Consider the following 26,839-nt stretch of genomic DNA (forward strand, 5'->3'; position numbering starts at 1 on the left):
ATGAGAAACTTACTATCAATGGAACATTTATCGACGACAGAAATTGACCACTTGATACACAAAGCAAGTGAATTTAAATCTGGCGCTAGGCCTTTCCCGCAATACAAAGATCAGTTTGTAGCAAATCTCTTCTTTGAGAATTCTACACGTACGAAGAGTAGCTTTCTCGTAGCTGAACAGAAGCTGGGATTAAACTTAGTGGACTTTGAAACTTCTACTTCATCCGTTCAGAAGGGCGAGTCCTTATATGATACATGTAAAACGTTAGAGAGCATAGGCGTGAATTTACTCGTTATCCGCCATTCTGAGAATGCTTATTACGATAAACTAGACAATATCAACATACCTATCATTAATGGAGGAGACGGCAGTGGTCAGCATCCTACCCAAAGTTTATTGGACATCATGACGATTCATGAAGAATTTAATCGTTTTGAAGGTTTGAAAGTACTCATCTGTGGAGATATTAAAAACTCTCGCGTTGCTCGAAGTAACTATCACAGTTTGACAGCACTCGGTGCAGAAGTCATGTTCTCAAGCCCACAAGAATGGCAAGACAACTCTATTGGAGCACCATACGTTGATATGGATGAAGTGATCGATCAAGTGGATATCGTCATGTTACTTCGCGTACAGCATGAGCGACATGGGTCCGAAGAGGTTGATCACTTTGAAGCGGGTCATTATCATCATGACTTCGGCCTTACACCAGAACGTTATGAACGTCTTCAGGAACACGCGATTATCATGCATCCTGCTCCAGTGAATCGAGGGGTTGAGATTGCTGACGAACTCGTCGAAGCACCTAAGTCTCGCATCTTTAAACAAATGGAAAACGGCATGTTCCTACGCATGGCTGTGATTGATACAATTTTAGATAATCGAAAGGGGTAAATGACTATGAAATTAATTAAAAATGCACAAATTTTACAAAATGGGGAATTACAACAAGTAGACATCCTAATCGAAGGTGAACGCATCAAGATGATCGATGGCCAAATCGATAACACACTCGACGCAGAAGAAATCGATGCACAGGGTCAATTTGTAGCACCAGGACTCGTTGACGTACACGTTCATTTACGTGAACCAGGCGGCGAACATAAAGAAACAATTGAAACAGGTACGAAAGCAGCAGCACGCGGTGGCTTCACTACCGTATGTCCGATGCCGAATACGAAACCTGTACCTGACTCTGTAGAAAATCTAGAGCATGTGAATAAGATTATTGAAGACAGCGCACAAGTTCGTGTCTTACCATACGCAGCAATCACTGTACGTCAAGCAGGTAAAGAGTATGTAGACTTTGAAGCCCTCGCTCAACATGGTGCATTCGCGTTCACAGACGATGGCGTAGGTGTGCAAGAAGCAAGCATGATGTACGAATCCATGAAAGCGGCAGCGAAACAAGGTAAAGCAGTCGTAGCACACTGTGAGGACAATAGCTTAATTTACGGTGGTGCGATGCATGACGGTAAACGTAGTAAAGAGTTAGGCATCCCAGGTATTCCAAACATTTGTGAAGCAGTTCAAATCGCGCGTGACGTGTTACTCGCTGAAGCAGCAGGTGCACATTATCACGTATGTCACGTTTCAACGAAAGAAAGTGTACGTGCAATTAGAGATGCGAAGAAAGCAGGCATCCACGTGACAGCTGAGGTCACACCACATCACCTATTGCTCACTGAAGATGATGTGCCAGGTGACAATGCGATTTATAAAATGAATCCACCATTACGTAGCAAAGAAGATCGTGACGCCTTAATCGAAGCATTACTTGATGGCACAATCGATTGTATCGCAACAGACCATGCGCCACACGCAGCAGAAGAGAAAGATCAACCAATGACTCGTGCGCCATTTGGTATCGTAGGTAGTGAAACAGCCTTCCCATTACTTTACACACATTTCGTAAAAAATGGGGACTGGACATTACAACAACTTGTTGACTACTTAACGATTAAACCTGCTCAAACATTCGACTTACCTTATGGCAAACTTGAAGAAGGTAGCTTAGCCGATTTAACGATTATCAACTTAGATCAAGAGCGCGAAATTAAAGCTGAAGACTTCCATTCTAAAGCAAGTAACACACCGTTCTTAGGTTACAAAGTATACGGTAACCCAGTGCTTACAATGGTTGAAGGAACAGTGAAATTTAAGGAGGAAATCTAATGATTGAGAAACGTTATCTCGTATTAGAAGACGGATCATATTATGAAGGGTACCCACTCGGTTCAGATAACTTAACAATGGGTGAAATTGTATTTAACACTGCGATGACAGGTTATCAAGAAACAATTTCTGACCCATCTTATACAGGACAAATCATTACTTTTACTTACCCGCTCATCGGTAACTATGGTATCAACCGTGATGATTTCGAAACGCTCGTGCCTAGCTTAAACGGCGTTGTAGTGAAAGAGGCGAGCAAGCATCCTAGTAACTTCCGTTCGCAAAGAACATTCCACGAAGTGCTCGTTGAATACGATATTCCAGGCATTTCTGGCGTCGATACACGTAGTATTACTCGCAAGATTAGACAATATGGTGTCTTGAAAGCTGGATTTACCGATAACAAAGATGAAATTGACTCACTCGTTGAGAAGTTGAAATCAACAGAATTACCACGTACTGAGGTACAAACAGTTTCAACGAAATCTCCTTATGTTTCTACAGGTTTCGATTTAAGTGTCGTTCTTGTAGACTTTGGTAAAAAGCAAAACATCGTACGCGAACTCAACGCGCGTGGCTGCAATGTCACTGTTGTCCCTTATGATACAACAGCTGAAGAGATTAAACGCATGTCTCCGGATGGTGTCATGTTATCTAACGGCCCAGGGGACCCAGAAGAAGTGAAAGTAGCGATTGAGATGATTAAAGGCATCTTAGGCGAAATTCCATTCTTTGGTATTTGTCTTGGACATCAACTCTTCGCCTTATCTCAAGGTGCAACATCATTCAAGATGAAATTCGGACATAGAGGTGCGAACCACCCGGTTAAAGACTTGAAGACAGGTAAAGTCGCATTAACAAGTCAGAACCACGGTTACTCTATAGATAAAGATTCTTTAGAGAATACAGATTTAGAAGTGACACACATCGCGATTAACGACAATACAGTTGAAGGTTTACGTCACAAGACATTACCTGCATTCTCAGTTCAATATCACCCTGAGGCATCACCAGGACCAACAGATTCAAACTACTTATTTGATGAATTTATCGATATGATGAATCAATTTAAAGAAAAGGAGCGTCATACTCATGCCTAAACGTAAAGATATAGAAACAATTCTTGTCGTTGGATCAGGACCGATCATCATCGGTCAAGCAGCAGAATTTGACTACGCAGGAACACAAGCATGTCTTGCCTTGAAAGAAGAAGGCTACCGTGTCATCTTAGTCAACTCTAACCCTGCGACAATTATGACGGATAAAGAAATTGCGGACGAAGTATATATCGAGCCGTTAACACACGATTTTATCGCACGCATCATCCGCAAAGAACAACCAGACGCTTTACTACCAACATTAGGTGGACAAACAGGTCTCAATATGGCAATTCAACTCCACGACAGTGGTGTACTTGAGGCAAATGGTGTGACGTTACTCGGTACACGTTTAGAGTCAATTCAACAAGCAGAAGACAGAGAGCAATTCAGAAGCTTGATGAACGATTTAGATGTACCCGTACCTGAAAGTGACATCGTTAATACCGTAGAACAAGCCTTTACTTTTAAAGAACAAGTGGGTTATCCACTCATCGTACGCCCAGCCTTCACAATGGGTGGAACTGGTGGCGGTATTTGCCATAACGATGAAGAGTTACGTGAAGTGGTTTCTAATGGACTTCACTACAGCCCAGCCACACAATGTTTAATTGAGAAATCAATCGCAGGTTACAAAGAGATCGAATACGAAGTTATGCGCGATAAGAATGACAACGCGATTGTTGTATGTAACATGGAGAATATTGACCCAGTGGGTATCCACACTGGTGACTCAGTCGTAGTGGCACCAAGTCAAACGCTTTCTGACGTTGAATATCAAATGTTACGTGACGTGTCATTGAAAGTCATTCGCGCGTTAGGTATTGAAGGGGGTTGTAACGTTCAGCTCGCTTTAGATCCGGATTCAATGCAATACTACATCATCGAGGTTAACCCTCGTGTATCTCGTTCATCAGCACTTGCATCTAAAGCGACAGGTTATCCAATTGCGAAACTTGCGGCCAAGATCGCTGTAGGACTAACTCTAGATGAAATGTTAAACCCAATCACTGGAACATCTTATGCAGCGTTTGAACCTGCGTTAGACTACGTGATTTCTAAGATTCCTCGTTTCCCATTCGATAAATTTGAAAAAGGTGAACGTGTCCTCGGTACGCAAATGAAAGCGACAGGGGAAGTTATGGCGATCGGTCGTACTTACGAAGAATCATTATTAAAAGCGATCCGTTCGTTAGAATATGGCGTACACCACTTAGGTTTACCAAATGGTGAAAGCTATAGCCTAGATTACATTAAACAACGTATTCAAGATCAAGACGATGAGCGTCTCTTCTTCATTGGAGAAGCGATTCGCCGTGGTACAACATTAGAAGAAATCCATGAAATGACGATGATTGACTACTTCTTCCTAAATAAATTCCAACAAATCATCGACATTGAACATGACTTGAAAGAACATAAAGGCGACGTGGACTACGTTCAATATGCGAAGAACTACGGCTTTAGTGACCGTGTGATTGCCCACCGCTTCGACATGACAGAAGATGAAGTTTATCAACTACGTAAAGATAACGGTATTACACCTGTTTATAAAATGGTTGATACTTGTGCGGCTGAATTTGAATCTACTACACCATACTATTACGGTACTTACGAACAAGAGAACGAATCTATCGTTACGGATAAAGAGAAAATCTTAGTACTTGGTTCTGGTCCGATTCGTATCGGTCAAGGTGTAGAATTCGACTATGCGACAGTACACGCTGTATGGGCAATTCAAAATGCTGGATACGAAGCAATCATTGTAAACAACAACCCTGAAACGGTTTCTACTGACTTTTCAATCTCAGACAAGCTCTACTTCGAACCACTTACTGAAGAAGATGTCATGAACATCATCGATTTAGAGCAACCTAAAGGCGTTGTCGTTCAATTCGGTGGTCAAACAGCAATCAACTTAGCTGACAAACTAGCTAAACACGGTGTCAATATCTTAGGTACAACGCTCGAAGACCTTAACCGTGCAGAAGATAGAAAGGAATTCGAAGCGCTACTTCACACAATCGACGTACCGCAACCTAAAGGTAAGACGGCGACTTCTCCAGAAGGTGCCTTAGAGAACGCGCGTGAAATCGGCTATCCAGTTGTCGTTCGCCCATCCTATGTACTCGGTGGACGTGCGATGGAAATCGTTAATAGTGATGACGAATTGAAGAACTACATGAACCAAGCGGTTAAAGCAAGTCCAGATCATCCAGTGTTAATCGACCGTTATCTTACAGGTAAAGAAATTGAGGTCGATGCAATTTCAGACGGTGAGACAGTGATTATCCCAGGTATCATGGAACACATCGAACGTGCAGGTGTTCACTCTGGTGACTCTATCGCAGTTTATCCACCTCAAACTTTAACGCAAGAAGAAGTGGATACGCTTGAAGATTACACAATGCGTTTAGCGAAAGGCCTTAATATCGTGGGTCTGATTAATATTCAATTCGTTATCGCACATGATGGCGTCTATGTGCTAGAGGTTAACCCTCGTTCAAGCCGTACAGTGCCGTTCTTGAGTAAAATTACTGGCATTCAAATGGCACAACTTGCAATGCGTGGTGTAATGGGCGAGAACCTGCAAGAATTAGGTTACAAACCAGGTATTCAACCACACAGTGAAGGTGTCTTCGTTAAAGCACCAGTCTTCAGTTTTAATAAACTGAAAAACGTTGATATTACGCTTGGACCTGAAATGAAATCTACAGGTGAGGTCATGGGTAAAGACTTAACGATGGAAAAAGCATTGTTTAAAGCGCTCACAGCTAGTGGTGTGGAAGTGAAAGACCACGGTACAGTTCTCATGACGGTTAGCGATAAAGATAAAGAAGAAATTGTCGATATCGCGCGTCGCTTAAACGAAGTAGGTTACAGAATTCTTGCGACTGAAGGTACAGCACACAAACTTAACGAGAACAATGTGCCCGCACAAGTCGTAGGTAAAATTGGTCGTGAAGACGATATCTTAACTCAAATTCAGAACAATAAAGTTCAAATTGTAATCAATACGATGACAAAAGGTAAAGAAGTTGAAAGAGACGGTTTCCAAATCCGCAGAACTTCTGTAGAAAATGGTGTGCCATGTCTCACTTCTCTTGATACTGCAAACGCCTTAACGAATGTCATTGAAAGCATGACATTTACAATGAGAACAATGTAATCTTATGGAAGAAGTAAAAGGTCTATGATTTTTGACTATTGAGTAATGGGAGGTCGATGGGGTTAACATCAACCTCTCTATACTCATTTTACTCATCACGAACTGAAAGCGATGTATGAGTTTAAGAATGATAAGCTCAATGTGATTGTGATATTATCTTAAACTTTTCTAAACAATACACACTATTAAGTGAAAAACTGAGGTGGATTAATCAGTGGAAACTTTGCCAATTATCGCTTTAGATTTCGAATCTAAAGAGAAAGTAGACCAATTCTTGGATTTATTCGATGAGCCACTTTACGTCAAAGTCGGCATGGAATTGTTCTATCAAACAGGCCCAGAACTCATATCAGACATCAAAGCGCGTGGTCACCGCATTTTCCTAGATTTAAAGCTTCACGACATACCTAATACAGTAGGTAAAGCGATGGAAGGACTAGCGAAATTAGAGGTCGACATGGTCAATGTGCATGCAGCGGGGGGCACAGTAATGATGCACCGTGCATTAGAAGGCTTAAGAAAGCATAACCCCGATACGAAACTCATCGCTGTGACACAGTTGACTTCAACGACGGAAGAGATGTTACATGACGAGCAGAACATTCAAACATCAATTGAAGATGCCGTCTTAAACTATGCGCAACTTGCACAACAAGCACAGTTAGATGGCGTCGTATGCTCACCGTTAGAAGCGGAATTATTAACACAGCATTTAGGTTCAGATTTCTTAAAAGTCACACCAGGTATACGTCCGAAAGATGCGCAAACAAATGATCAGAAGCGCATCACTACGCCTGAAGAAGCAAAGACAAATGGCTCTACACATATTGTAGTAGGCCGTCCTATTACACAAAGTGACAATCCGGTAGAAAGCTATCACAAAATCAAAGAAAGTTGGTGCAACTAACATGGCAAGATCGATTGCAGAATCTTTATTAGATATCGAAGCGGTATCACTCTCACCAAACGATCGCTTCACTTGGAGTTCAGGTATCAAATCACCCATCTATTGCGATAATCGCGTGACGCTTGGCTATCCTAAAGTCCGCCGTCAAATTCGCGATGGTTTAGCAGCATTAATTCGTGAACACTTTGGTGACGTTGAAATCGTGTCTGGTACAGCGACTGCAGGTATTCCACACGCAGCATACATTTCAGAAGAGCTAGATTTACCGATGAACTATGTTCGCTCTAAGAGTAAAAGTCATGGGAAACAGAATCAAATCGAAGGTGCGAATAGCCAAGGTAAGAAAGTTGTTGTCGTTGAAGATTTAATTTCTACAGGTGGTTCTTCAATCACCGCTGTAGATGCATTGAAAGAAAGTGGTGCAGAAGTACTTGGTGTGGTAGCCATCTTTACTTATGGCTTGAAGAAAGCGACAGAAACATTTGAAACAGCTAACGTACCTTTCTATACGTTAAGTGATTATAATGAACTCATTGAAGTAGCAGAAGAAAGAGGCGTTATTACGAAAGAAGATATCGATACACTTGTTGAGTGGCGCGATAATTTATAAATTGATAGTAAAAAATAATCCTGTGTTGACGTACTTGATGCGACGCAACACAGGATTATTTGTATTTCAGTTATATTAACGAATAAACATTTTAATCAGTAACCAACCTACCAATAATACGACAAAGAAGACGAGTAATGGAATAAGCACGTATGTCATAAATTACCTCCACGTATTTTTAATCTATTTTAACAAAATAATGTGACTTAGGAAATGTCGGAGTTGTAGTAGTAGGCCAGGAAGACTAAGGTGCTACGCTCGCCTACGCGTGGATCATGCGCCAAGCTCGTGATATGTTACAATGAGTAAAGATGATTTAACCGAGAGTAATGGAACGGTTGAAAAGAGGAGGATAACGGATGAGTATACCTAAAGTGACTACGTTTATGATGTTTAATGGTCAAGCTGAAGAAGCGATACGTACATACGTAGAAGCTTTCGATGATGCAGAAATTCTCGCAATGCGTCGTTATAGTGAAGAAGATGACGCGCCGACAGATTATTTACAACATGCGATCTTTCGATTGAAAGACCAAGTATTGATGGCGATTGACAATGTGAATGGCATGGATATTGAAATGAATCCAGCGATGTCACTATATGTCACTGTTGATACGGCGATGGAAATGGAACGTTTATTTAGTAAGTTGAAGAATCAAGGTGCCATCTTAATGCCGAAGACAGAAATGCCACCGTTCAGAGAGTTTGCATGGGTGCAAGATCGTTTCGGTGTGAACTGGCAATTAGCTTTACCTGAGAAACAATAGCTTTCGACGAGAATGAGGTACATTAAAAAGACCCAGCCGATAAAGTAGGATACGACGTCCTTACTTTGTTCGGCTGGGGTATTTACGTTTATAAAAGGATATTGCTATTGCATTACTTACTAACGCTTAATCCTGCGTGTGAAAAGATGCGTTTAGAAGATGTGCTCGGGATGATGATTATTTCTCATCTATTTTCATCGCTTTAATGTGATCATAATCAGGCGTTGCAAACAACGTTTTCTGATTGTCGTAAGTTACAAATCCTGGCTTCGCTCCTGAAGGTTTATGCACATTTTTAATTTGCGTGTAGTCTACAGGAATTTGAGCAGAATTTCCTGCTTTAGAGAAGTAACCTGCCAACATCGCAGCTTCTTTCAACGTTTCCTCACTCGGATCGTCATTCAATATCACGACGTGTGAACCTGGAATATCTTTAGTATGGAACCACCAATGCTGTTTAGCAGCTTTCTTGTTCGTTAAATAATCGTTCTGTTTGTTATTTTTACCGACAAGCATCGTATCTCCATCCGTAGAACGATAGTGTTGCAACTGAATTTGAGGTTTTTTCTTCTTCTTACTTTGTTTACGCGCTTTCATGTAACCTTGTTCGGCTAACTCGTCGCGAATTTCATCAATATCATCAACCGTAATATGTACGAGTTGTTGCTCGATATTCTCGAAGTATTGAATGTTGTCTTTCGTTAACTTGATTTGGCGCTCGACTTCATATTCTCGACGTTTCAAACGATTGTATTGTTTGTAGTAATATTGCGCGTTCTCAGACGGCGATTTCGTCGGATTAAGGGGGATATCCACTTCTTCATTCGTATAGTAGTTTAACGCCGTCACATGGTCGTCGCCTTGATGGATGCGATAAATATTTGCCGTAATGAGTTCCCCGTAAAGTTGTTCGCGATCTTTATCTTTCGCACTTTCAGATTCTTGCATGAGTTTACCTAATTTATGTTGATTCTTCTGCACTTGTTGTTGCACGAAACGTACGAGGTCATTCGCGCGTTGTTTCACACGTTCTCTTTCACCACGTGCTTCATAATAGCGATCAAGTAGTTGATGTAAGGAGTCATAGATGACCGCATCGTCGTCAAACTGTTCCAGTTTCATAAAGTAGAAATCTTCTTTTCCCGTTTCATGATTTTTATGGAAAATGGGAGTTTCTGGCCCCTCTGTTTCAGCGAGTACTTCAGCAAAAGCTTCAGGTAAGGTTTCAGTTGTCATAAATTGCTTGCGATTGACGATTTCATTCGTGATGAGCGGGCTAAATCCTTCAAAGGTATGAAGTAACTGTCGAGCAATTTTACCACTATTAAAATCAATATATTGATTTACTTGATCAGCGGAAATCTCGTAAGGGTTCAACTTGTCCTGCGTCGGCGGCGTTTCATACTTAAAGCCAGGCATGACAGTACGATACTGGTTGGTATTTGGCGTGAGATGTTTAAAACCTTCGATAATCTTACGGTCATCATCGACAATAATAAGGTTACTGTGTTTACCCATAATTTCTAGTATGACAGTGCGGTAAATCGTATCGCCTATTTCATCTTTACTTTCAATATCTATTTCAACACGGCGGTCATTACCGATTTGACGAATGGCTTGCACAAATCCACCTTCTAAGTGCTTACGAAAGACGCGCGCAAACATAGGTGGGTCAAAGGGATTGTCGTATTTCTTCTCAGTGATATGCATGCGAGAGAAGCTAGGGTGGATTGACAATAAGAGTTGATGATTCTTACGTTGTTGGCGAATCACCATGATGATCGTGTCATTCTCAGGTTGATTGATTTTATGAATGCGACCACCGATTAGAAATTGTAAGTCTGCTACCATTTTCTTGGTAAATAAACCATCATATGCCATGTGTATCATCCACTTTCTATAATTTTAGTGAACTCATTGTAACATGAGATGTGAGGTGGGCATAGGAGAAGATTTGTCTACGGACGCTATACAATTAAATAGGGAGTATGGTATCATATTGTAATAATAGAAGAATAGCTAGAAAGGTCGTAAATCATGGATAATGAGAAAGGTTTGCTAATTGTGCTTTCTGGTCCCTCGGGTGTAGGAAAAGGGACGGTGCGAAAGAAAATATTTGATGACCCATCGACATCTTATAAATATTCAATTTCAATGACGACACGTGATATGCGTGAGGGAGAAGAAGATGGGGTGGATTACTTTTTCAAGGCGAAGAAAGAGTTTGAAGACCTCATCAAGCAAGACCAGTTTATTGAGTATGCAGAATATGTAGGAAATTATTACGGGACACCTGTGCAATACGTTAAAGATACTATGGAACAAGGTTATGATGTCTTTCTAGAAATAGAAGTTGAAGGTGCAAAACAGGTTCGTAAGAAATTTCCAGACGCACTATTTATCTTCTTAGCACCACCAAGTTTAGATCATTTACGTGAGCGTTTGGTCGGACGTGGTACGGAAAGTGATGAGAAGATTCAAAGTCGTGTAAACGAAGCACGTAACGAAGTGGAAATGATGAATCTTTACGATTATGTCGTAGTTAATGATGAGGTTGAGTTAGCGAAACAACGCATTCAATCCATTGTTGACGCAGAGCATTTAAAGAGAGAGCGTATCGAAGCAAAATATAGAAAGATGATATTGGAGGCTAAAAAATAATGTTATACCCTGCATTAAATGATTTAACTAACCAAGTTCGTTCTAAATACTTAATCGCAACAACAGCTGCGAAACGTGCAAGAGAGTTAGAAGACAAACCTGAAAGTACTTTATTAGATAATTACAAATCTGTTAAAACAGTAGGTAAAGCGCTTGAAGAAATTGCAGATGGTAACGTTTACCCTAACGGTACAATTGATCGTGACGAATAAAGCGTAAGCTCATACTTCTGAGTATAAATATATGAGAGATGTACCATGACAACATTAATTTGTGTCATTTCATAGCGTATGCGAAATCTGCAACATTGGGCAGAATAGAATGAGAGCTTTTCATTTGTGCTCAAGTCAATGTTGTAGGTTTTTCGTTTTTTAAAAGGAGAATAAGAGGGCTGAAGTAAGCCATCTTAACTTTTGTATGAAAGTGTTACGACGAGTGAGATGATAACCACAGTCTGTCATGTAATGAGCAGTACGGTAGTGTAGTTCGTGTCCAAGTGGAAAGGACAAGCTATACTTCCGTGCTTTTTATTTTACCTACAAAATGGTGTATAATGAGAGTTAAAATGACGCAGATAAACGTCGACTCATAAAGCCTCAATATTGGCATATGATGAGCTGAATTACATGCTCAAAGCGGACGTTTAAATGTCGTACGAAGAAACGTTACGATGGAATAATTCGATGGAGGACAATAGTGATGAAGAATATATTGTTGGCTGTGACAGGAGGTATTGCAGCATATAAAGCAATCGATTTAACGAGTAAGTTAACTCAAGCTAATTACAACGTGCGGGTGATGCTTACGGATAATGCGCAAGAATTTGTACAACCTCTCGCGTTTCAAGCAATCAGTCGTAATGTCGTGTATACGAATACCTTTAAAGAAGAGAATCCTGAACAGATTCAGCATGTCGCTTTAGGTGATTGGGCGGATGCCATCGTCATTGCGCCTGCTACAGCAAATATCATTGCGAAGTTGAGTGTGGGGATTGCAGACGATATGGTCACTTCCACGTTGCTCGCTACTGAAACGCCTAAGTTTGTAGCACCTGCGATGAATGTGCATATGTATGAGAACGCTAGAACGCAACATAACATTTCCATCTTGAAAGGGGATGGCTACACGTTTATCGAGCCAGGCGATGGTTATCTTGCTTGTGGGTATGTCGCTAAAGGTCGTATGGAAGAACCGCTTCAGATCGTGGCACGCTTAAATGAGCATTTCAATTCATCTTCTCAGGAAACGGTATCTGAAACAACATCGAAGTCTCCAAGCACCTTTGTAGGCCAACATGCGCTGGTGACTGCTGGACCTACAATCGAAGAGCTTGATCCGGTGCGTTATTTGTCTAACCGTTCTTCAGGTAAAATTGGTTACGCACTCGCTGAAACGTTAAGAGATAAAGGCGCACAGGTGACGTTAGTTTCTGGTCCTACTTCATTGCCAGACCCAGAAGGTGTCGAAGTCGTTCGTGTTGAAAGCGCGGAAGACATGTTTGAAGCGGTAAAGAAACGTTATGATAACGTGGATATCGTCTTCAAAGCAGCGGCAGTTTCAGATTACACACCGACAGAAATGTTGCCGCATAAATTGAAGAAACAAGAAGGCGAACTCAGTGTGACATTTAAACGTACGCCAGACATTTTAAAATACTTAGGCGAACATAAAACACACCAATATTTAGTTGGATTTGCGGCCGAAACGCGTGATATTGAGCGCTATGCGCAAGACAAATTAGAACGTAAGAATGCCGATGTCATCATTGCGAACAACGTGGGCGACCGTTCAATCGGGTTCAGTTCAGATAAAAATGACTATACGATGTACTTTAAAGATCAATCTTCAGTCGCTTTAGGTAAAAAGCCTAAGGTCGAGTTAGCGCAGCTCATTGTAGACGAATTAGAAACTAGGTGGAAATAAATGATTGCCAAAGTCATAGTAGATGTTCAATCTAAAAGCGTCGATTATAACTTTGATTATCTCGTTCCAGAACGATTAGAGTCTGTCATTCAAGTAGGCATGCGCGTCATTGTGCCATTTGGGCCGAGAACGATACAAGGCTATGTGATGGCATTAACTGACCATCCAGATGAGAACTTAGACCTCTCTAAATTAAAGGAACTCAAGGAAATTCAAGATATTCGACCAGAATTAACACCAGAATTGATTCAATTAAGCGAGTGGTACGGCAAATACTTTGTAACGAAACGGATCTCAATGCTTGAAGTGATGCTACCAGCAGCGTTGAAAGCGAAGTATACGAAAGTCTTCCATCTGAAAGATCTTAACGCTATACCTGATTCGCTTGTTAAGCACTTTGACAGCGCGGGTAACTACGAATATAAAGCTGCCCAAAAGAATGGCGATTTGAAAGCACTCTCAGACCTTTTACGAGAAGGTGCAGTGGAAGAACAAACACTTTTATCCCAAAGTGTGGGTAAGAAGACGCAACGTGCAGTACGTATTGCTGACGAATCAGCGATAGATAGCGTGTTAGCGGAATTAGAGTCGAAAGAGAAACAGTATGATTTATATGCGTATTTGAGCGATGAACGTCACCGTGACGTCTCTTTAAAAGAGTTACAAGAGATGGATTTCTCAATTTCATCCATCAATACTTTGACACGTAAGGGCATGATTGAAAAGTATGATGCGGTGATTGAACGGGATCCGTTTGCAACGCGTGTCTTTGAACAAGAGAAGAATCAGACACTCACTCAAGATCAACAATGCGCTTACGATGCGATTTGTGAAAGTATTGAAGAGCGACAACAACGCACGTTCTTACTTCATGGTGTCACAGGTTCAGGTAAGACAGAAGTTTATTTGCAGACGATTGAACGTGTCTTGAACCACGATCGACAAGCGATGATGCTTGTGCCGGAGATTGCATTAACACCGCAAATGGTCTTGCGTTTTAAGAAACGTTTCGGGGATGAAGTAGCAGTGCTTCACTCAGGCTTATCGAAAGGTGAACGGTATGATGAATGGCAGAAGATTCGAGATGGTCGTGCGCGTGTCAGTGTGGGTGCACGCTCTAGTGTCTTCGCGCCATTTAAAGAGCTCGGGATGATTATCATTGATGAGGAGCATGAATCCTCATACAAACAAGAAGATTATCCGAGATATCATGCGCGTGATATCGCAGAGTGGCGTAGTCAATATCATCAGTGTCCACTCGTTCTCGGCAGTGCGACGCCGTGTCTAGAGTCTTATGCCCGTGCGGATAAAGGTGTATATCAGTTGTTGAGCTTACCGAATCGCGTGAACGATCAAGCGATGCCGCATATTGATATCGTCGACATGCGTGAAGAATTGAGTTCAGGCAACCGTTCGATGTTCTCGAATCAGCTCAGAGAGGCCATTGAGACGCGTTTAGCGAACAAAGAACAAATTGTCTTGTTCTTAAACCGCCGTGGCTATGCTTCGTTTATGCTTTGTCGTGATTGTGGTCATGTGCCACAATGTCCGAACTGTGATATTTCTTTAACCTATCATAAGTCGACGGATCAATTGAAATGCCACTATTGTGGTTATCAAGAAACACCACCAGCTCTGTGTCCGAACTGTGAAAGTGAGCATATTCGTCAAGTCGGCACAGGGACCCAACGTGTAGAAGAACTACTGCAACGTGAATTTGAAGGAGCTAACATTATTCGTATGGATGTGGATACAACGTCGCGGAAAGGTGCTCATGAGAAATTATTAAACGACTTTGGCGAAGGAAAGGGCGATATTCTTCTCGGAACGCAAATGATTGCGAAAGGCTTAGACTTTCCTAATATTACCCTTGTAGGCGTGCTCAATGCCGACACGATGTTGAATTTACCTGATTTCCGCTCGAGTGAACGAACATACCAATTGTTAACGCAAGTGGCAGGCCGCGCCGGGCGTCATGAAAAAGAGGGACAAGTCATTATTCAAACATATAATCCAGAGCATTATGCGATTAAAGACGTGCAGCAGAATGATTATTTGGCATTTTACCGTCAAGAGATGGAATATCGTAAACTTGGCAAGTATCCGCCGTATTTCTTCTTAATTAACTTTACGATTTCTCATCAAGAAATGAAAAAGGTGTTAGAGGCGTCTAAGCACATTCACCAAATCTTGTTACAACATCTGTCTGATAAGGCATTGGTGCTAGGTCCATCACCTGCTGCGCTAACGCGGATTAACAACGAATATCGTTTCCAAATTCTGATCAAATATAAGAGTGAACCGGATTTATATCAAGCGTTACAGTATCTAGATGATTATTATCATGAACAATATATGAAAGAGAAACTCGCATTGAAGATTGATATTGCGCCACAAATGATGATGTAGCGATTGAGGCGAGACAATTAGAAGTTAAATAAGACACCTACAAAGGGCAGGCGTCCTGCTCACTTTGTAGGTGTCTTTCCTTAATTATTGTATTCTGTCGCTATGAATGCGATTCAATAGATATTGATAGTAGCTGACTCTGACTTCAGAATCTTCAGCGTAGAAGAATTGTTGACCTGGGTAAGTATTCACTTCAAATAAACCGATCTCTCCCTGTGAGTTCACACCCAAATCTATACCTAGTGCATCGAGTTCATAATCATAGAAGCGTTCAAAGCGTTTCGGAAAGCTAACACAAAGTTGTTCAAGTCGACGTTTAATTTCTTTCCAATTATCTCCAAAGTTTGCTTTGAGAAACGGTACTATAGGTGAGATACCACCGCCTTGGCTGATATTAGAAGTGATATGATGACCTAGTCCAATACGCGGATAAATCTTAACTTTTTGCCATTGGCCACTCTCGTTTTTACGCACATGTAGGCGAATATCGAATGGGTGGCCTTCTTTCGTTTTAGATTCGAAAAATGGCTGGCAAATATAGTTAGGTTTTAAAAATTTATCGTTAATAAGTGGCAATAAGTCCTCTTCGTTTAATGTTCTGGAAGTCATATCATCGGATAAAGTGATTTTATCGTCACATCGTTCAATGACATGAATATTTCTTCCTTGATTGCTAAACACAGGTTTTAGCAAGATTTTCTGATAGCGTGTTAAAAACTCTAAAATATCCTCTGGCTTTTTAACTAAACGATAAGGAATAAGTACATCTTTAAAGTTATTGCTTTGGGATAGCATTTTAAAGACTTTATTCTTACCACCAAGTGTGTGCGTCGTCATCACCGATACAGTTTGCAGTGAATCATAAATACTTTTATTTACTGATTTCATGGGTTCGTTGTCCACGACATCTGGGTACCCGATGATACCGCGTCTCCATTGACCATTTTCGAGAAAGAGACCATTAATTTGTTGATGCTCAGTATCTACATCCTCTGGGGTGAAATAGAAAAAGACTATGTCGTTAAAGTGACACATATAGGCTATAGTACGTGCTAATATTCCAGGTTGTTTGATTGAACGTAACATTCCAACTGTTTTCAATTGAGTAACTCCTTTGCAATATCATAGAAGCAAGGTTCAAGTGAGGGATATTGCTCTATGTTTGTTTCTTAGGTTTGTAATAAAAAGATATGGATTGTGAAACAAGAGGTGATTTATTTAACTTTACTTGTTCGACATTTAATATTATACAACAAAACTTTGAAAAAGCGCGTGCTTAATTGTCATTTCACTAAATGGATTGTCTCTTAATTATAAGTAGAAATATTTGGGCTTAAGATATTAATACAACTCGCTTATTCACAAGTTACTATTATTAAATGATTTTATTATATGGCTAGATTTTGATTTTATCCTTTTACTAAAACTCACAAAGCGTTTTCATACTATCGCAATTTGTTACTTTTTAAGTTATAATAACTTAATGAATTTTTATAAGGAGACGTCTATATGTCGATTAAGAAACTCGTACCATCTGCCCATCCCATATTGAATCATCCCACCTCATCAGTAACGCGATTCGACAACCAGTTAGAAACGCTATTAACTGATTTAGAAGATACACTTTACGCTGAAGAAGCTGTAGCAATATGTGCGCCGCAAATTGGCATCGATCAACAAGTGGCAATTATTGATATGGATCCTGACGGGTTACTCCAATTAATTAATCCTCAAATTATCTCTCAATCTGATGAAACAACGACGGAGTTAGAAGGTTCTATAAGTTTAGAGGATGTCTATGGTACCGTTACGAGAAGTCACATGATAGTGGTTCAGGCACAAGACCGTCATGGGCGAGAGGTAGAGTTGACGGCATATGATGATATTGCACGCATGATCTTGCATATGTATGACCATTTTCAAGGTGTATGGTTTACAGATAAACTAGAGCAACGTATTTCTGAAGATGAATTGGAGGCGTATTTAGACGATGAGTAAGATAATCTTTATGGGAACCCCAGACTTTTCAACTAAAGTATTAGAAATGTTAATTGCGGAACATGACGTCATCGCAGTGGTGACACAACCAGATCGTCCAGTAGGTAGAAAGCGCAAGATGACACCGCCACCGGTAAAACGTGTCGCGCAAGAGGCAGGCATTCAAGTCTATCAGCCTGAAAAGCTTGCTGACTCAGAAGAACTTGATCACTTCCTTCAACTTGATGCAGACCTCATAGTCACAGCAGCGTTCGGTCAATTATTACCTGGATCACTATTAGAAGCGCCACGTTTAGGAGCAATTAACGTACATGCCTCACTCTTGCCGAAATACCGAGGAGGCGCGCCGATCCATCAAGCCATTATTGATGGGGAAAGTGAAACGGGCGTAACGATTATGTATATGGTGAAAAAGTTAGATGCTGGTAATATCATTTCTCAAAAAGCCATTGAGATTGAAGATCAAGATAATGTCGGCTCACTCCACGATAAATTGAGCTTCTTAGGTGCAGAGTTGTTGCATGACACGTTACCAGACATTATTAATGAAACGAATGAGAGCATTCCGCAAGATGATTCAAAAGCATCTTTCGCTTCTAACATTTCACGCGAAGATGAACGAGTGAATTGGGAAGCGTCTGCACGCGATATATTCAACCACATCCGTGGTCTTTCACCATGGCCTGTTGCTTATACAACGATGGACGAGACGAATATGAAATTGTTTGCTGCACGCATTGAAGCAGATAAAGACGGACAGCCAGGTGAAATTATTGAAACGACGAAGAAAGCCATTATAGTTGGTACAGGTTCTAGTGATGCAATTGCGTTGACTGAGATTCAACTCGCTGGCAAGAAACGTATGCCTGTTGCAAACTATCTCAGTGGTGTACAAGAATCTCTCGTAGGCAAGGTGCTGGTATGACGGCTGAGACACATGCAAGAACGCTAGCCTTTGAAACGTTAGAGATGGTGATTAAAGATCGTGCCTATAGCAATATCGCTCTCAATCAAACGCTTCAGCGTAAGGATTTGTCTCAAGCTGACAAAGGACTGATTACAGAAATCGTCTATGGCACTTTGAAACGTCAATATACTTTAGATTATTTGCTCAAGCCTTTTATCCAAACGAAACTGAAACGCTGGGTACGCATATTGTTGTGGATGAGTATATATCAGTATCGATACCTTGATCGTATCCCGACACATGCCGTGATTAATGAAGCGGTGATGATTGCAAAGCAACGTGGCGGTCCGCACCAAGGTAAGATTGTCAATGGGATCTTGCGCCAAATCACACGTTCAGAACTACCTGATCCAATGGAAATTCAGGATCCAAAACGCCGTCTAAGCATAAGCTATAGTTTGCCGATGTGGGTGATTGAACACTGGATCACGCATTACGGTTTTGAAGAGACCGAGCGTATTGCACAGTCCATGTTAGAGCATGTCGCGCAAACCGTACGAGTAAATACGTCGAAGATTTCAACCTCAGAAGCTGTCCAACGTTTAGAAGAGGAAGGGTTTACAGTCGAAGAGGATGCAGAGCTTGATGTGTGTTTACATGTGAGCGGCGGAGTGATTGCGAACTCAGATAGTTTCCGTGAGGGCTTGATTTCTATTCAAGATAAAAGTTCAATGTTCGTCGCACAATATCTCGACCCGCAAATTGGTGATCATATCCTTGATGCGTGTAGTGCCCCAGGAGGTAAAGCGTGTCATATAGGCGAATTATTACGTGGCACAGGTCAGGTTACTGCGACTGACATTCATCAACATAAGATTGCGTTAATTCAAGAGAATATTCATAAATTAGGATTACCACATGTGAAAGCGATGCAACATGATGCGACCACGCCATATCAAGAGATGTATGATAGAATTTTAGTAGATGCACCGTGTAGTGGACTCGGGGTATTGCGCCATAAACCTGAGATTAAATACACGCAATCCTGGGACGACATACACCAACTTGTTGATTTACAGTTGGAGATATTAGAGAATGTGAAACATCAGTTGAAACCAGGAGGAACCCTTGTTTACTCTACATGTACGATTGAACAACTTGAAAATGAGAACGTCATATATACATTTTTAAAGCAAAATAGTGAATTTGAATTTGAACCTATTGAACATCCGATCACACATGAACAAGTCAAGACACTTCAAATATTGCCACAAGACTTTGATTCAGATGGTTTCTTTATAACTCGAATAAAAAGAAAGGATAAATAATACTATGATTACTGAAAAAAAGAAGAAAAAGAACAAATTTCTTCCAGATTTCGATAAGCAATCGATCTATTCGTTAAGATTTGATGAATTGCAAGATTGGTTAGTAGAACATGGTCAACAAAAGTTCCGTGCACAACAAATCTATCAATGGCTCTACGAAAAGCGTGTTGACAGCTTTGATGAGATGTCTAACTTATCTAAGCCATTACGTGAACTGCTCGAGGAACACTTTGCCATTACGACGTTATCTACAGTTGTAAAGCAAGAAAGTAGAGATGGAACGATCAAATTTCTCTTCCAACTTCAAGACGGCTATACAATTGAAACTGTACTCATGCGTCATGATTACGGTAATTCGGTTTGTGTGACGACACAAGTAGGTTGTCGTATCGGTTGTACTTTCTGTGCTTCTTCTATTGGTGGACTCAACCGTAACCTTGAAGCGGGTGAAATTGTGGCCCAAGTTTTAACGGTACAGAAAGCCTTAGATGCGACTGATGAGCGCGTGTCTCAAATCGTCATCATGGGTATTGGCGAACCATTTGAGAACTATGATGAAATGATGGATTTCTTACGTATTGTGAATCATGATCGTAGTTTAAATATTGGTGCGCGTCATATCACTGTATCCACTTCAGGAATTATTCCACGTATTTATGACTTCGCGGAAGAAGATATTCAAATCAACTTTGCAGTCAGTCTGCACGGTGCAAATAACGAAATCCGCTCTCGTTTAATGCCGATTAACCGAGCGTACGACGTGGATAAACTGATGGATGCGATTGATTACTATCAAGAACAAACGAATCGACGTGTCACTTTTGAATACGGCTTGTTTGGCGGCGTTAACGATCAACTTGAACATGCGCGCGAACTCGCTGCTTTAATCAAACATCTCAACTGTCACGTTAACTTAATTCCAGTCAACCATGTTCCAGAACGTAACTACGTAAGAACGCCGAAAGAAGACATTTTTAAATTTGAAAAAGAATTGAAACGTTTAGGCATCAATGCGACGATTCGTCGTGAGCAAGGATCAGATATTGATGCAGCCTGTGGCCAGTTAAGAGCGAAAGAACGTCAAGTAGAAACGAGGTAGGTAACATGCTTAATGCTGAACTATTCACTGATGCAGGACCATATCGTGAGAAGAACGAAGACGCTGGCGGAGTCTTCTACAATAAGACAGAACAACAGTTGTTGGTGATTTGTGATGGCATGGGTGGCCATCAAGCAGGTGAGGTCGCAAGTCAATATGTCACAGAAGCCTTACAATCACGTTTCGAAGCAGAGAATTTCATCGAGCCTGAACGTGCAGAACGCTGGTTAAACACGACCTTAAAGAGTGTAAACCGAGATTTATATGACTATGCAGAAAGTCATGCGTCATATCATGGCATGGGCACGACATGTGTCTGTGCGATGGTCTTTGACAATCACGTCGTCGTGGCGAATATTGGGGACTCACGTGCGTATTTAGTTAATTCACGTGAGGTTAACCAACTTACGAGTGATCACTCGTTCGTCAACCATCTTGTTATGATAGGTCAAATTACAGAAGAAGAGGCATTCAACCATCCACAGCGGAATATCATTACTAAAGTGATGGGTACAGATCGTCGTGTAGCACCTGATTTGTTTGTTAAAAGGACGAATTTCTACGACTATCTTTTATTATGTACAGATGGTTTAACGGATTACGTTCGTGATCACGAAATTCAAGCTCAGTTAGCTGAAGAGGGAGATATAGAGTCACAAGGTCACGCTCTCCTTCGTCTATCAGAAGATAAAGCGTCGAAAGATAATGTGAGTGTCGTCCTCGCTGAAATCGAGGGTGATAAAGTATGATCGGTCAAGTGATTAGTGACCGTTATCGCGTAATACGTAAACTTGGTGAGGGCGGTATGAGTACGGTCTATTTGGCTGAAGATACGATTCTTCAGCGCCAAGTTGCGGTTAAAGCGATAACTGTACCTTCAGGAGAAAAGGATGCGACACTTCAACGTTTTAACAGAGAGGTACATAATTTAACGCAACTTTCTCATGAAAATATCGTTAATGTCTATGATGTTACCGAAGATGGTGACGACCATTTTTTTATCGTTATGGAATACATCAACGGCCCAACGCTGAATGAGTATATTAAGCAACATCAACCTTTAGATATTAATACTGTGATTAACTTTACAGAACAGATTATCAATGGGATCGAACATGCGCATGAGCATCGTATCGTCAATCGTGATGTGAAGCCACAGAACGTGCTCGTCTGTGAGGACCATACGTTAAAGGTATTAGACTTCGGAATTGCGAAAGCGCTTAGTGAAACGACGATGACACACACGAATAGTGTACTCGGGACTGTACAGTATCTTTCACCTGAACAAGCACGTGGAGAGAATACAGATAAGACGACAGATGTCTACTCGATAGGTATCGTACTCTACGAACTCTTAATGGGGGAACCGCCGTTCAAAGGCGAAACGGCGATTAGTGTCGCGATTCAACATATTCAATCCGCTATTCCCAACATTTCAGAAACGCGTGAGGATGTATCCCAAGCATTGAGCAATGTGGTATTGAAAGCGACTGAGAAAGATCGTCACGATCGTTATCAAGATGTTGCGGATATGCGTTTAGATTTACAGACAGCACTAGATTCAAATCATCAAGATGATGAGGTTTATCACACTGACAATACACAAACTAAGACAGTGCCGTTAAATACAGGTTATGTCAATGAAACGCTGAGTCAACAAACGACGCAAATTCCTCATACATCTCAATCGCGACAAAATAGTGACACGATTAATCATCAACAATTTCAACGTGACGAAGGGCAGTTTCATGCTGTACCGACTAAGAAACGTTCGAAGAAGAAGAAGTTTTTCTTAGGCTTTATCTTTTTACTACTCGTAGCAGCATTGGTATCATTCGCAGGCTGGGGCATGTTTGGCAAGAAATACTCCGAAGCACCTGATGTGAGTGGTCACACGATGTCAGAAGCGAAACAACTTTTAAAAAAACATAAGCTGAAAGTCGGAAAGGTCGATCATGCTTATAGCGATAAGTATGATGAAGATAAAGTGATCAGTACTTCGCCTAAAATTGGTAGTCGAGTGAAACAAGGTTCGAAAGTCAATTTAACAGTGTCGAAAGGGCCTGAGATGGCGGAGATGCCAAACTTGTACAATATGAGTAAGGATTCTGCTGAAGAGACGTTGAATAAATTGGGTATTACGCATATCGACTTTGATACAGCGTATACGAAATCCAATGTGCCTAAAGGTCATATTGAGTCACAAAGTGTTGAACCAGGTAAAAAGGTGAAAATTCATGACACAGAGATTAAATTGACAGAATCTCTGGGCTACAAGCAAGTTAAAGTCGACGATTATGAAGGTAAAAGTGTTGCAGAAGCGACTGAAGCACTTGAAGAAAAAGGCTTTAATGTCGCAGTGAGCAAACGCTACAGTAAAAAGGTTGAGAAAGACCACGTTATCAGCCAAAGCCCTAAAAATAAAAAAGTGAATGAAGGTTCAACTGTCACGCTCGTGGCGTCTTTAGGTGAGCAACCGAAGTCTAAAGATGAAGATGATGAGGATCAAGACGATTCAGACGATGCGGATAAAGACAAAGATAAAAGTGACAGCGATGACACACGTGATAAACATGATAAAGCGTCATCCTCTGATTCTGACTCGCATCATGGCAAAACCAAAGATTATGAAGCGAAAGAAGAGGTACCTTACTCTGGAAAAAAGGGCAAAAGCCAAAAGGTTCAAATCTTTCGACGAGATCAGAATAGTGGAGGCACTACACCTTATCAAACGTATTCGATAACGAGTGATCGAGAGGTCGTCATTCCGCTCGAAATTCAGCAAGGGCGAGACGCAGGCTATACGATTCGAGTTGATGGGCGTATCGTTGCAGATAAAGATATTGCCTATGATGATATTGATTAAAAGTGAATAGTTCATTTAAGCATCAAGAATTTGTTTACATGAAGTTGCATATCGAGTGCACTTCATTGATTAAGTTGAAGTATATTTGATGCATTTTTGGCTTATGCATTGCTAAATAGGAGTGGAACTAAGAATATCTATTCGATGTCAGTTCCACTCTTATTTTAATAGCTTAAGTGATGGGGTGGGCGAGATGAATAGTCAATCAAGTCTGAACGAATGGTTATAAAGTTTATCCCACCTTTGATATAATGAGATAAAGTATGAGAAGCGGGGTGTCACAGTGAAGACGGGACGCATAGTGAAATTAATAAGTGGCGTGTACCAAGTCGATGTTGATGGTGCACTCTATAATACTAAGCCGAGAGGATTATTTAGAAAGAAGAAATTCTCTCCTATCGTTGGGGATGTGGTTGATTTCGAAGTAGAGAATGAGTCTGAAGGCTACATCTATCATGTTCATGAACGGGCAAACCAACTGAAACGTCCACCAGTGAGTAACATCGATCACTTGGTCATCGTGATGAGTGCCAAAGCACCAGACTTCTCTTCACAACTGCTAGATCGCTTTCTCGTCATCGCGCATTCATATGCGCTTGCTCCGAGTATAGTGGTAACGAAAAAAGATCTGCTTTCTGACGATGAAGCCCGAGAAGTAAAAGAACGCTTGGAAGTTTATCGCGACTTAGATTATAACGTAGAAGTCGTGGGTCGCGACGACACGGTTGATCAGTTATTTACCAATTGGTCTGATGGTTTAGTCGTGTTAAGTGGTCAATCTGGCGTCGGTAAATCTACGCTGTTAAATAAATTCCATCCAGAGTTATCATTAGAAACGCAAGATATCTCAAAAGCGTTAAATCGCGGACGCCATACGACGCGTCACATTGAATTATTTCAATTTGAAAAGGGTTATGTGGCCGATACCCCTGGCTTCAGTGCCCTAGATTTTGACCACATTGATAAGTCAGAACTGAAAGATTATTTCGTAGAGATTAAAGATTACGGTACAGCTTGCAAGTTTCGTGATTGTATGCACATGAAAGAGCCAAAATGTCACGTAAAGTCCCAAGTAGAGACGGGGGCTATTCGTGACTTTAGGTATCAACATTACGTACAACTTTACGAAGAACTTGCGAATAGAAAGGAAAGATACTGAATGGCTCAATTATTCCCCTCATTGTTAGCAGCTGACTTTCTACACTTAGATCAGGAATTACGTGCATTGGAAGACGCTGGCGTGGACGGTGTGCACTTTGATGTGATGGACGGGCAATTTGTTCCGAATATCTCAGTTGGCCTCCCTGTCTTGAATGCCGTACGTCGCGGTACAACGCTACCGATTGATGTTCACTTAATGATTGAAGATCCAGGTGTTTATGTTCAGCACTTTATTGACTATGGTGCAGATATGATTTCAGTTCATGTCGAAGCAACGTCTCATATCCATAGCGTGATTCAGAAGATTAAAGATGGTGGCGCGAAAGCGGGTGTCGTTATCAATCCAGGAACCCCTGTGAGTACGATTGAACCGATATTAGCGTTTGTGGATTATGTACTCGTGATGACAGTCAATCCTGGCTTCGGAGGACAAGTCTTTATTGAACGTTGTTTAGATAAAGTACGTACGCTCGCGCAGTTGAAAGCAACGCAACAATTGGACTTCGATATCGAGGTAGATGGTGGTATTAATGCAGACACGGTTGCTCAAGCATTAGATGCCGGTGCAACGATGCTCGTCACAGGCTCTTATTTCTTCCACCAACCTGATTATCGTCAAGCAACACAGCAGTTGAAAGGTTGATTGAATGCGTATTAATTTATTATGTAGTCGTAGAAATTTACCGGAGAACCTTTTTCAAGAACAAGGTACAGAACGCTGGGCTGGCATCGATAGAGGTGCCTTAATCTTACTTGAAGAGGGTATCAAACCTTGTATGGCAATTGGCGACTTTGATTCGGTCAGTGCACAGGAACGAGACTATTTGGAATCTCATCTCGCCCTCAACCCGCACAAGTCTGAGAAAGATGATACGGATTTAGCATTAGGTGTAATGCAGGCAGTTGAAGAGGGTTACACTGAAATTATTATTTATGGTGCGACAGGCGGCAGATTAGATCACTTTATGGGTGTTTTGCAAATTCTGGAAAAGCCTGAGTACGAAGCTAAAAATATTGCGATTAAAGTGAAAGACGCAACGAACGTGATTACTTATTTAGGTTACGGTGAGCATAAAGTTAAAAGAGACAAAGCGTATCAATACATCTCATTTATACCTGTAATGTATCCCACTGTGATTTCATTAGAACACTTTAAATACGCATTGGATCATCAGCAGTTGAATATTGGGAGTACACTTACGGTATCGAATGAGTTATTAGAACCTGAAGGTCAGGTGACATTACATTACGGTGGCGTTTTAATGATTCGAAGTCGAGATGCGAAGTAAAGGATAAGTAGAAAAAAGATGTGAAACATTGTTAAATATGTGTAACAGATGAGCATATGCTTAAAGCGATTTGAAGTCGAATGAGAAGTATTCTATTGAGATAAAGAAAAAACTTGACTTCCCACATAGAAGTCAAGTTTTCTTGTGCATTATATTTATTAAACTCTAGTAACTTTACCAGATTTTAAAGCACGAGCTGAAACCCAAACTTTTTTAGGTTTACCGTCAACTAAAATTCTAACTTTTTGTAAGTTAGCGTTCCATCTACGTTTAGTAGAGTTTAAAGCGTGTGAACGTTTGTTACCAGTTGAAGCTTTACGGCCTGTTACGTAACATTGTTTAGCCATGCGTGTACCTCCTTTAATAAATATAAATACACTAAACTACTATATACCATTTGAATTTACCATAATTTTCAAGCTGAGGCAATCAAATTACACATTTAAGTAACAAATTTTATTTCGACGGATATA

General features: G+C 40.9%; 23 protein-coding genes. 20 read left to right on the forward strand and 3 right to left on the reverse strand.

Going from position 1 to position 26,839, the window contains the following annotated elements; genetic code table 11:
• The 7 genes from CD126_RS05125 to CD126_RS05155 all read left to right on the forward strand — a co-directional run bounded on the left by CD126_RS05125 (window position 1) and on the right by CD126_RS05155 (window position 8,725).
• Window positions 1–894 carry an aspartate carbamoyltransferase catalytic subunit gene (locus tag CD126_RS05125; protein WP_049407054.1) on the forward strand — a complete coding sequence of 298 codons (894 nt, stop codon included), beginning with the start codon at window positions 1–3 and terminating at the stop codon, window positions 892–894.
• Between the two features lie 6 nt (window positions 895–900).
• Window positions 901–2,175: a dihydroorotase gene (locus CD126_RS05130; RefSeq protein WP_103370133.1), complete on the forward strand. Its 1,275-nt coding sequence runs from the start codon at window positions 901–903 to the stop codon at window positions 2,173–2,175.
• A complete protein-coding gene (locus tag CD126_RS05135) occupies window positions 2,175–3,275 on the forward strand; it encodes a carbamoyl phosphate synthase small subunit (protein ID WP_049407059.1) in 1,101 nt (366 codons plus the stop codon). The genes CD126_RS05130 and CD126_RS05135 overlap by 1 nt, the downstream gene beginning before the upstream one ends.
• On the forward strand, window positions 3,268–6,441 hold the full coding sequence (gene carB / locus CD126_RS05140; protein WP_049407062.1) for a carbamoyl-phosphate synthase large subunit: 3,174 nt from the start codon (window positions 3,268–3,270) through the stop codon (window positions 6,439–6,441). Before CD126_RS05135 ends, carB begins: the two co-directional genes overlap by 8 nt.
• Window positions 6,442–6,655: 214 nt before the next feature.
• Window positions 6,656–7,348, forward strand: coding sequence for an orotidine-5'-phosphate decarboxylase (pyrF, locus tag CD126_RS05145; protein WP_049407063.1), 693 nt, complete (start codon window positions 6,656–6,658; stop codon window positions 7,346–7,348).
• Between the two features lies 1 nt (window position 7,349).
• Complete coding sequence (gene pyrE, locus CD126_RS05150; protein WP_049407065.1) at window positions 7,350–7,958, forward strand: orotate phosphoribosyltransferase; 609 nt, start codon at window positions 7,350–7,352, stop codon at window positions 7,956–7,958.
• 359 nt (window positions 7,959–8,317) lie between these two features.
• On the forward strand, window positions 8,318–8,725 hold the full coding sequence (locus CD126_RS05155; protein ID WP_002472826.1) for a VOC family protein: 408 nt from the start codon (window positions 8,318–8,320) through the stop codon (window positions 8,723–8,725).
• Window positions 8,726–8,902: 177 nt separating this feature from the next.
• Here CD126_RS05155 and CD126_RS05160 read toward each other — a convergent pair whose 3' ends face one another.
• Entirely contained in the window at window positions 8,903–10,606 is a 1,704-nt protein-coding gene (locus tag CD126_RS05160) for an Rqc2 family fibronectin-binding protein (protein ID WP_049407066.1), read from the reverse strand.
• Window positions 10,607–10,762: 156 nt separating this feature from the next.
• Here CD126_RS05160 and gmk point away from each other — a divergent pair, with 156 nt between their 5' ends.
• From gmk to priA, 4 genes are all read left to right on the forward strand, one after another.
• Complete coding sequence (gene gmk / locus CD126_RS05165) at window positions 10,763–11,386, forward strand: guanylate kinase (protein WP_103370134.1); 624 nt, start codon at window positions 10,763–10,765, stop codon at window positions 11,384–11,386.
• Entirely contained in the window at window positions 11,386–11,598 is a 213-nt protein-coding gene (gene rpoZ / locus CD126_RS05170) for a DNA-directed RNA polymerase subunit omega (protein WP_002472875.1), read from the forward strand. Before gmk ends, rpoZ begins: the two co-directional genes overlap by 1 nt.
• Window positions 11,599–12,085: 487 nt before the next feature.
• Entirely contained in the window at window positions 12,086–13,309 is a 1,224-nt protein-coding gene (gene coaBC, locus CD126_RS05175; protein WP_049407069.1) for a bifunctional phosphopantothenoylcysteine decarboxylase/phosphopantothenate--cysteine ligase CoaBC, read from the forward strand.
• Window positions 13,310–15,718, forward strand: a complete 2,409-nt coding sequence (gene priA / locus CD126_RS05180) for a primosomal protein N' (RefSeq protein ID WP_103370135.1) — start codon at window positions 13,310–13,312, stop codon at window positions 15,716–15,718.
• A gap of 84 nt (window positions 15,719–15,802) precedes the next feature.
• Here the strand turns inward: priA and CD126_RS05185 are convergent, their stop codons facing one another.
• Window positions 15,803–16,819 carry a YheC/YheD family protein gene (locus tag CD126_RS05185; protein ID WP_049407075.1) on the reverse strand — a complete coding sequence of 339 codons (1,017 nt, stop codon included), beginning with the start codon at window positions 16,817–16,819 and terminating at the stop codon, window positions 15,803–15,805.
• A 408-nt stretch (window positions 16,820–17,227) separates the two neighbouring features.
• Between CD126_RS05185 and CD126_RS05190 the strand changes: the two genes are divergently transcribed.
• The 9 genes from CD126_RS05190 (at window position 17,228) to CD126_RS05230 (ending at window position 26,366) form a co-directional block, all read left to right on the forward strand.
• Window positions 17,228–17,716: a peptide deformylase gene (locus tag CD126_RS05190; protein WP_049407077.1), complete on the forward strand. Its 489-nt coding sequence runs from the start codon at window positions 17,228–17,230 to the stop codon at window positions 17,714–17,716.
• Window positions 17,709–18,641, forward strand: a complete 933-nt coding sequence (fmt, locus tag CD126_RS05195; RefSeq protein ID WP_103370136.1) for a methionyl-tRNA formyltransferase — start codon at window positions 17,709–17,711, stop codon at window positions 18,639–18,641. Before CD126_RS05190 ends, fmt begins: the two co-directional genes overlap by 8 nt.
• Complete coding sequence (rsmB, locus tag CD126_RS05200; protein WP_049407092.1) at window positions 18,638–19,951, forward strand: 16S rRNA (cytosine(967)-C(5))-methyltransferase RsmB; 1,314 nt, start codon at window positions 18,638–18,640, stop codon at window positions 19,949–19,951. The genes fmt and rsmB overlap by 4 nt, the downstream gene beginning before the upstream one ends.
• 4 nt (window positions 19,952–19,955) lie before the next feature.
• Window positions 19,956–21,050, forward strand: a complete 1,095-nt coding sequence (rlmN, locus tag CD126_RS05205; RefSeq protein WP_049407096.1) for a dual-specificity RNA methyltransferase RlmN — start codon at window positions 19,956–19,958, stop codon at window positions 21,048–21,050.
• Between the two features lie 5 nt (window positions 21,051–21,055).
• Window positions 21,056–21,799: a Stp1/IreP family PP2C-type Ser/Thr phosphatase gene (locus CD126_RS05210; RefSeq protein WP_049407099.1), complete on the forward strand. Its 744-nt coding sequence runs from the start codon at window positions 21,056–21,058 to the stop codon at window positions 21,797–21,799.
• A complete protein-coding gene (pknB, locus tag CD126_RS05215; RefSeq protein WP_103370137.1) occupies window positions 21,796–23,916 on the forward strand; it encodes a Stk1 family PASTA domain-containing Ser/Thr kinase in 2,121 nt (706 codons plus the stop codon). The genes CD126_RS05210 and pknB overlap by 4 nt, the downstream gene beginning before the upstream one ends.
• A gap of 283 nt (window positions 23,917–24,199) precedes the next feature.
• A complete protein-coding gene (gene rsgA / locus CD126_RS05220) occupies window positions 24,200–25,075 on the forward strand; it encodes a ribosome small subunit-dependent GTPase A (RefSeq protein ID WP_103370138.1) in 876 nt (291 codons plus the stop codon).
• Window positions 25,076–25,720, forward strand: a complete 645-nt coding sequence (gene rpe, locus CD126_RS05225) for a ribulose-phosphate 3-epimerase (protein WP_049410712.1) — start codon at window positions 25,076–25,078, stop codon at window positions 25,718–25,720.
• A 4-nt stretch (window positions 25,721–25,724) separates the two neighbouring features.
• Window positions 25,725–26,366, forward strand: coding sequence for a thiamine diphosphokinase (locus tag CD126_RS05230; protein ID WP_049407108.1), 642 nt, complete (start codon window positions 25,725–25,727; stop codon window positions 26,364–26,366).
• A 158-nt stretch (window positions 26,367–26,524) separates the two neighbouring features.
• Here the strand turns inward: CD126_RS05230 and rpmB are convergent, their stop codons facing one another.
• Window positions 26,525–26,713, reverse strand: a complete 189-nt coding sequence (rpmB, locus tag CD126_RS05235) for a 50S ribosomal protein L28 (protein WP_002472115.1) — start codon at window positions 26,711–26,713, stop codon at window positions 26,525–26,527.
• Between the last annotated feature and the right edge of the window lie 126 nt (window positions 26,714–26,839).

Origin of the sequence: Staphylococcus pettenkoferi (assembly GCF_002902685.1) — a bacterium.
Lineage (GTDB): Bacteria > Bacillota > Bacilli > Staphylococcales > Staphylococcaceae > Staphylococcus > Staphylococcus pettenkoferi.

Excerpts from the sequence above, each read along its gene's own strand:
- CD126_RS05125 (WP_049407054.1), top strand. The coding sequence starts at position 1 with ATGAGAAACTTACTATCAATGGAACATTTATCGACGACAGAAATTGAC.
- CD126_RS05130 (WP_103370133.1), top strand. The coding sequence starts at position 901 with ATGAAATTAATTAAAAATGCACAAATTTTACAAAATGGGGAATTACAA.
- CD126_RS05135 (WP_049407059.1), top strand. The coding sequence starts at position 2,175 with ATGATTGAGAAACGTTATCTCGTATTAGAAGACGGATCATATTATGAA.
- carB (WP_049407062.1), top strand. The coding sequence starts at position 3,268 with ATGCCTAAACGTAAAGATATAGAAACAATTCTTGTCGTTGGATCAGGA.
- pyrE (WP_049407065.1), top strand. The coding sequence starts at position 7,350 with ATGGCAAGATCGATTGCAGAATCTTTATTAGATATCGAAGCGGTATCA.
- CD126_RS05155 (WP_002472826.1), top strand. The coding sequence starts at position 8,318 with ATGAGTATACCTAAAGTGACTACGTTTATGATGTTTAATGGTCAAGCT.
- CD126_RS05160 (WP_049407066.1), bottom strand. The coding sequence starts at position 10,606 with ATGGCATATGATGGTTTATTTACCAAGAAAATGGTAGCAGACTTACAA.
- gmk (WP_103370134.1), top strand. The coding sequence starts at position 10,763 with ATGGATAATGAGAAAGGTTTGCTAATTGTGCTTTCTGGTCCCTCGGGT.
- rpoZ (WP_002472875.1), top strand. The coding sequence starts at position 11,386 with ATGTTATACCCTGCATTAAATGATTTAACTAACCAAGTTCGTTCTAAA.
- coaBC (WP_049407069.1), top strand. The coding sequence starts at position 12,086 with ATGAAGAATATATTGTTGGCTGTGACAGGAGGTATTGCAGCATATAAA.
- priA (WP_103370135.1), top strand. The coding sequence starts at position 13,310 with ATGATTGCCAAAGTCATAGTAGATGTTCAATCTAAAAGCGTCGATTAT.
- CD126_RS05190 (WP_049407077.1), top strand. The coding sequence starts at position 17,228 with ATGTCGATTAAGAAACTCGTACCATCTGCCCATCCCATATTGAATCAT.
- fmt (WP_103370136.1), top strand. The coding sequence starts at position 17,709 with ATGAGTAAGATAATCTTTATGGGAACCCCAGACTTTTCAACTAAAGTA.
- rsmB (WP_049407092.1), top strand. The coding sequence starts at position 18,638 with ATGACGGCTGAGACACATGCAAGAACGCTAGCCTTTGAAACGTTAGAG.
- rlmN (WP_049407096.1), top strand. The coding sequence starts at position 19,956 with ATGATTACTGAAAAAAAGAAGAAAAAGAACAAATTTCTTCCAGATTTC.
- CD126_RS05210 (WP_049407099.1), top strand. The coding sequence starts at position 21,056 with ATGCTTAATGCTGAACTATTCACTGATGCAGGACCATATCGTGAGAAG.
- pknB (WP_103370137.1), top strand. The coding sequence starts at position 21,796 with ATGATCGGTCAAGTGATTAGTGACCGTTATCGCGTAATACGTAAACTT.
- rpe (WP_049410712.1), top strand. The coding sequence starts at position 25,076 with ATGGCTCAATTATTCCCCTCATTGTTAGCAGCTGACTTTCTACACTTA.
- CD126_RS05230 (WP_049407108.1), top strand. The coding sequence starts at position 25,725 with ATGCGTATTAATTTATTATGTAGTCGTAGAAATTTACCGGAGAACCTT.
- rpmB (WP_002472115.1), bottom strand. The coding sequence starts at position 26,713 with ATGGCTAAACAATGTTACGTAACAGGCCGTAAAGCTTCAACTGGTAAC.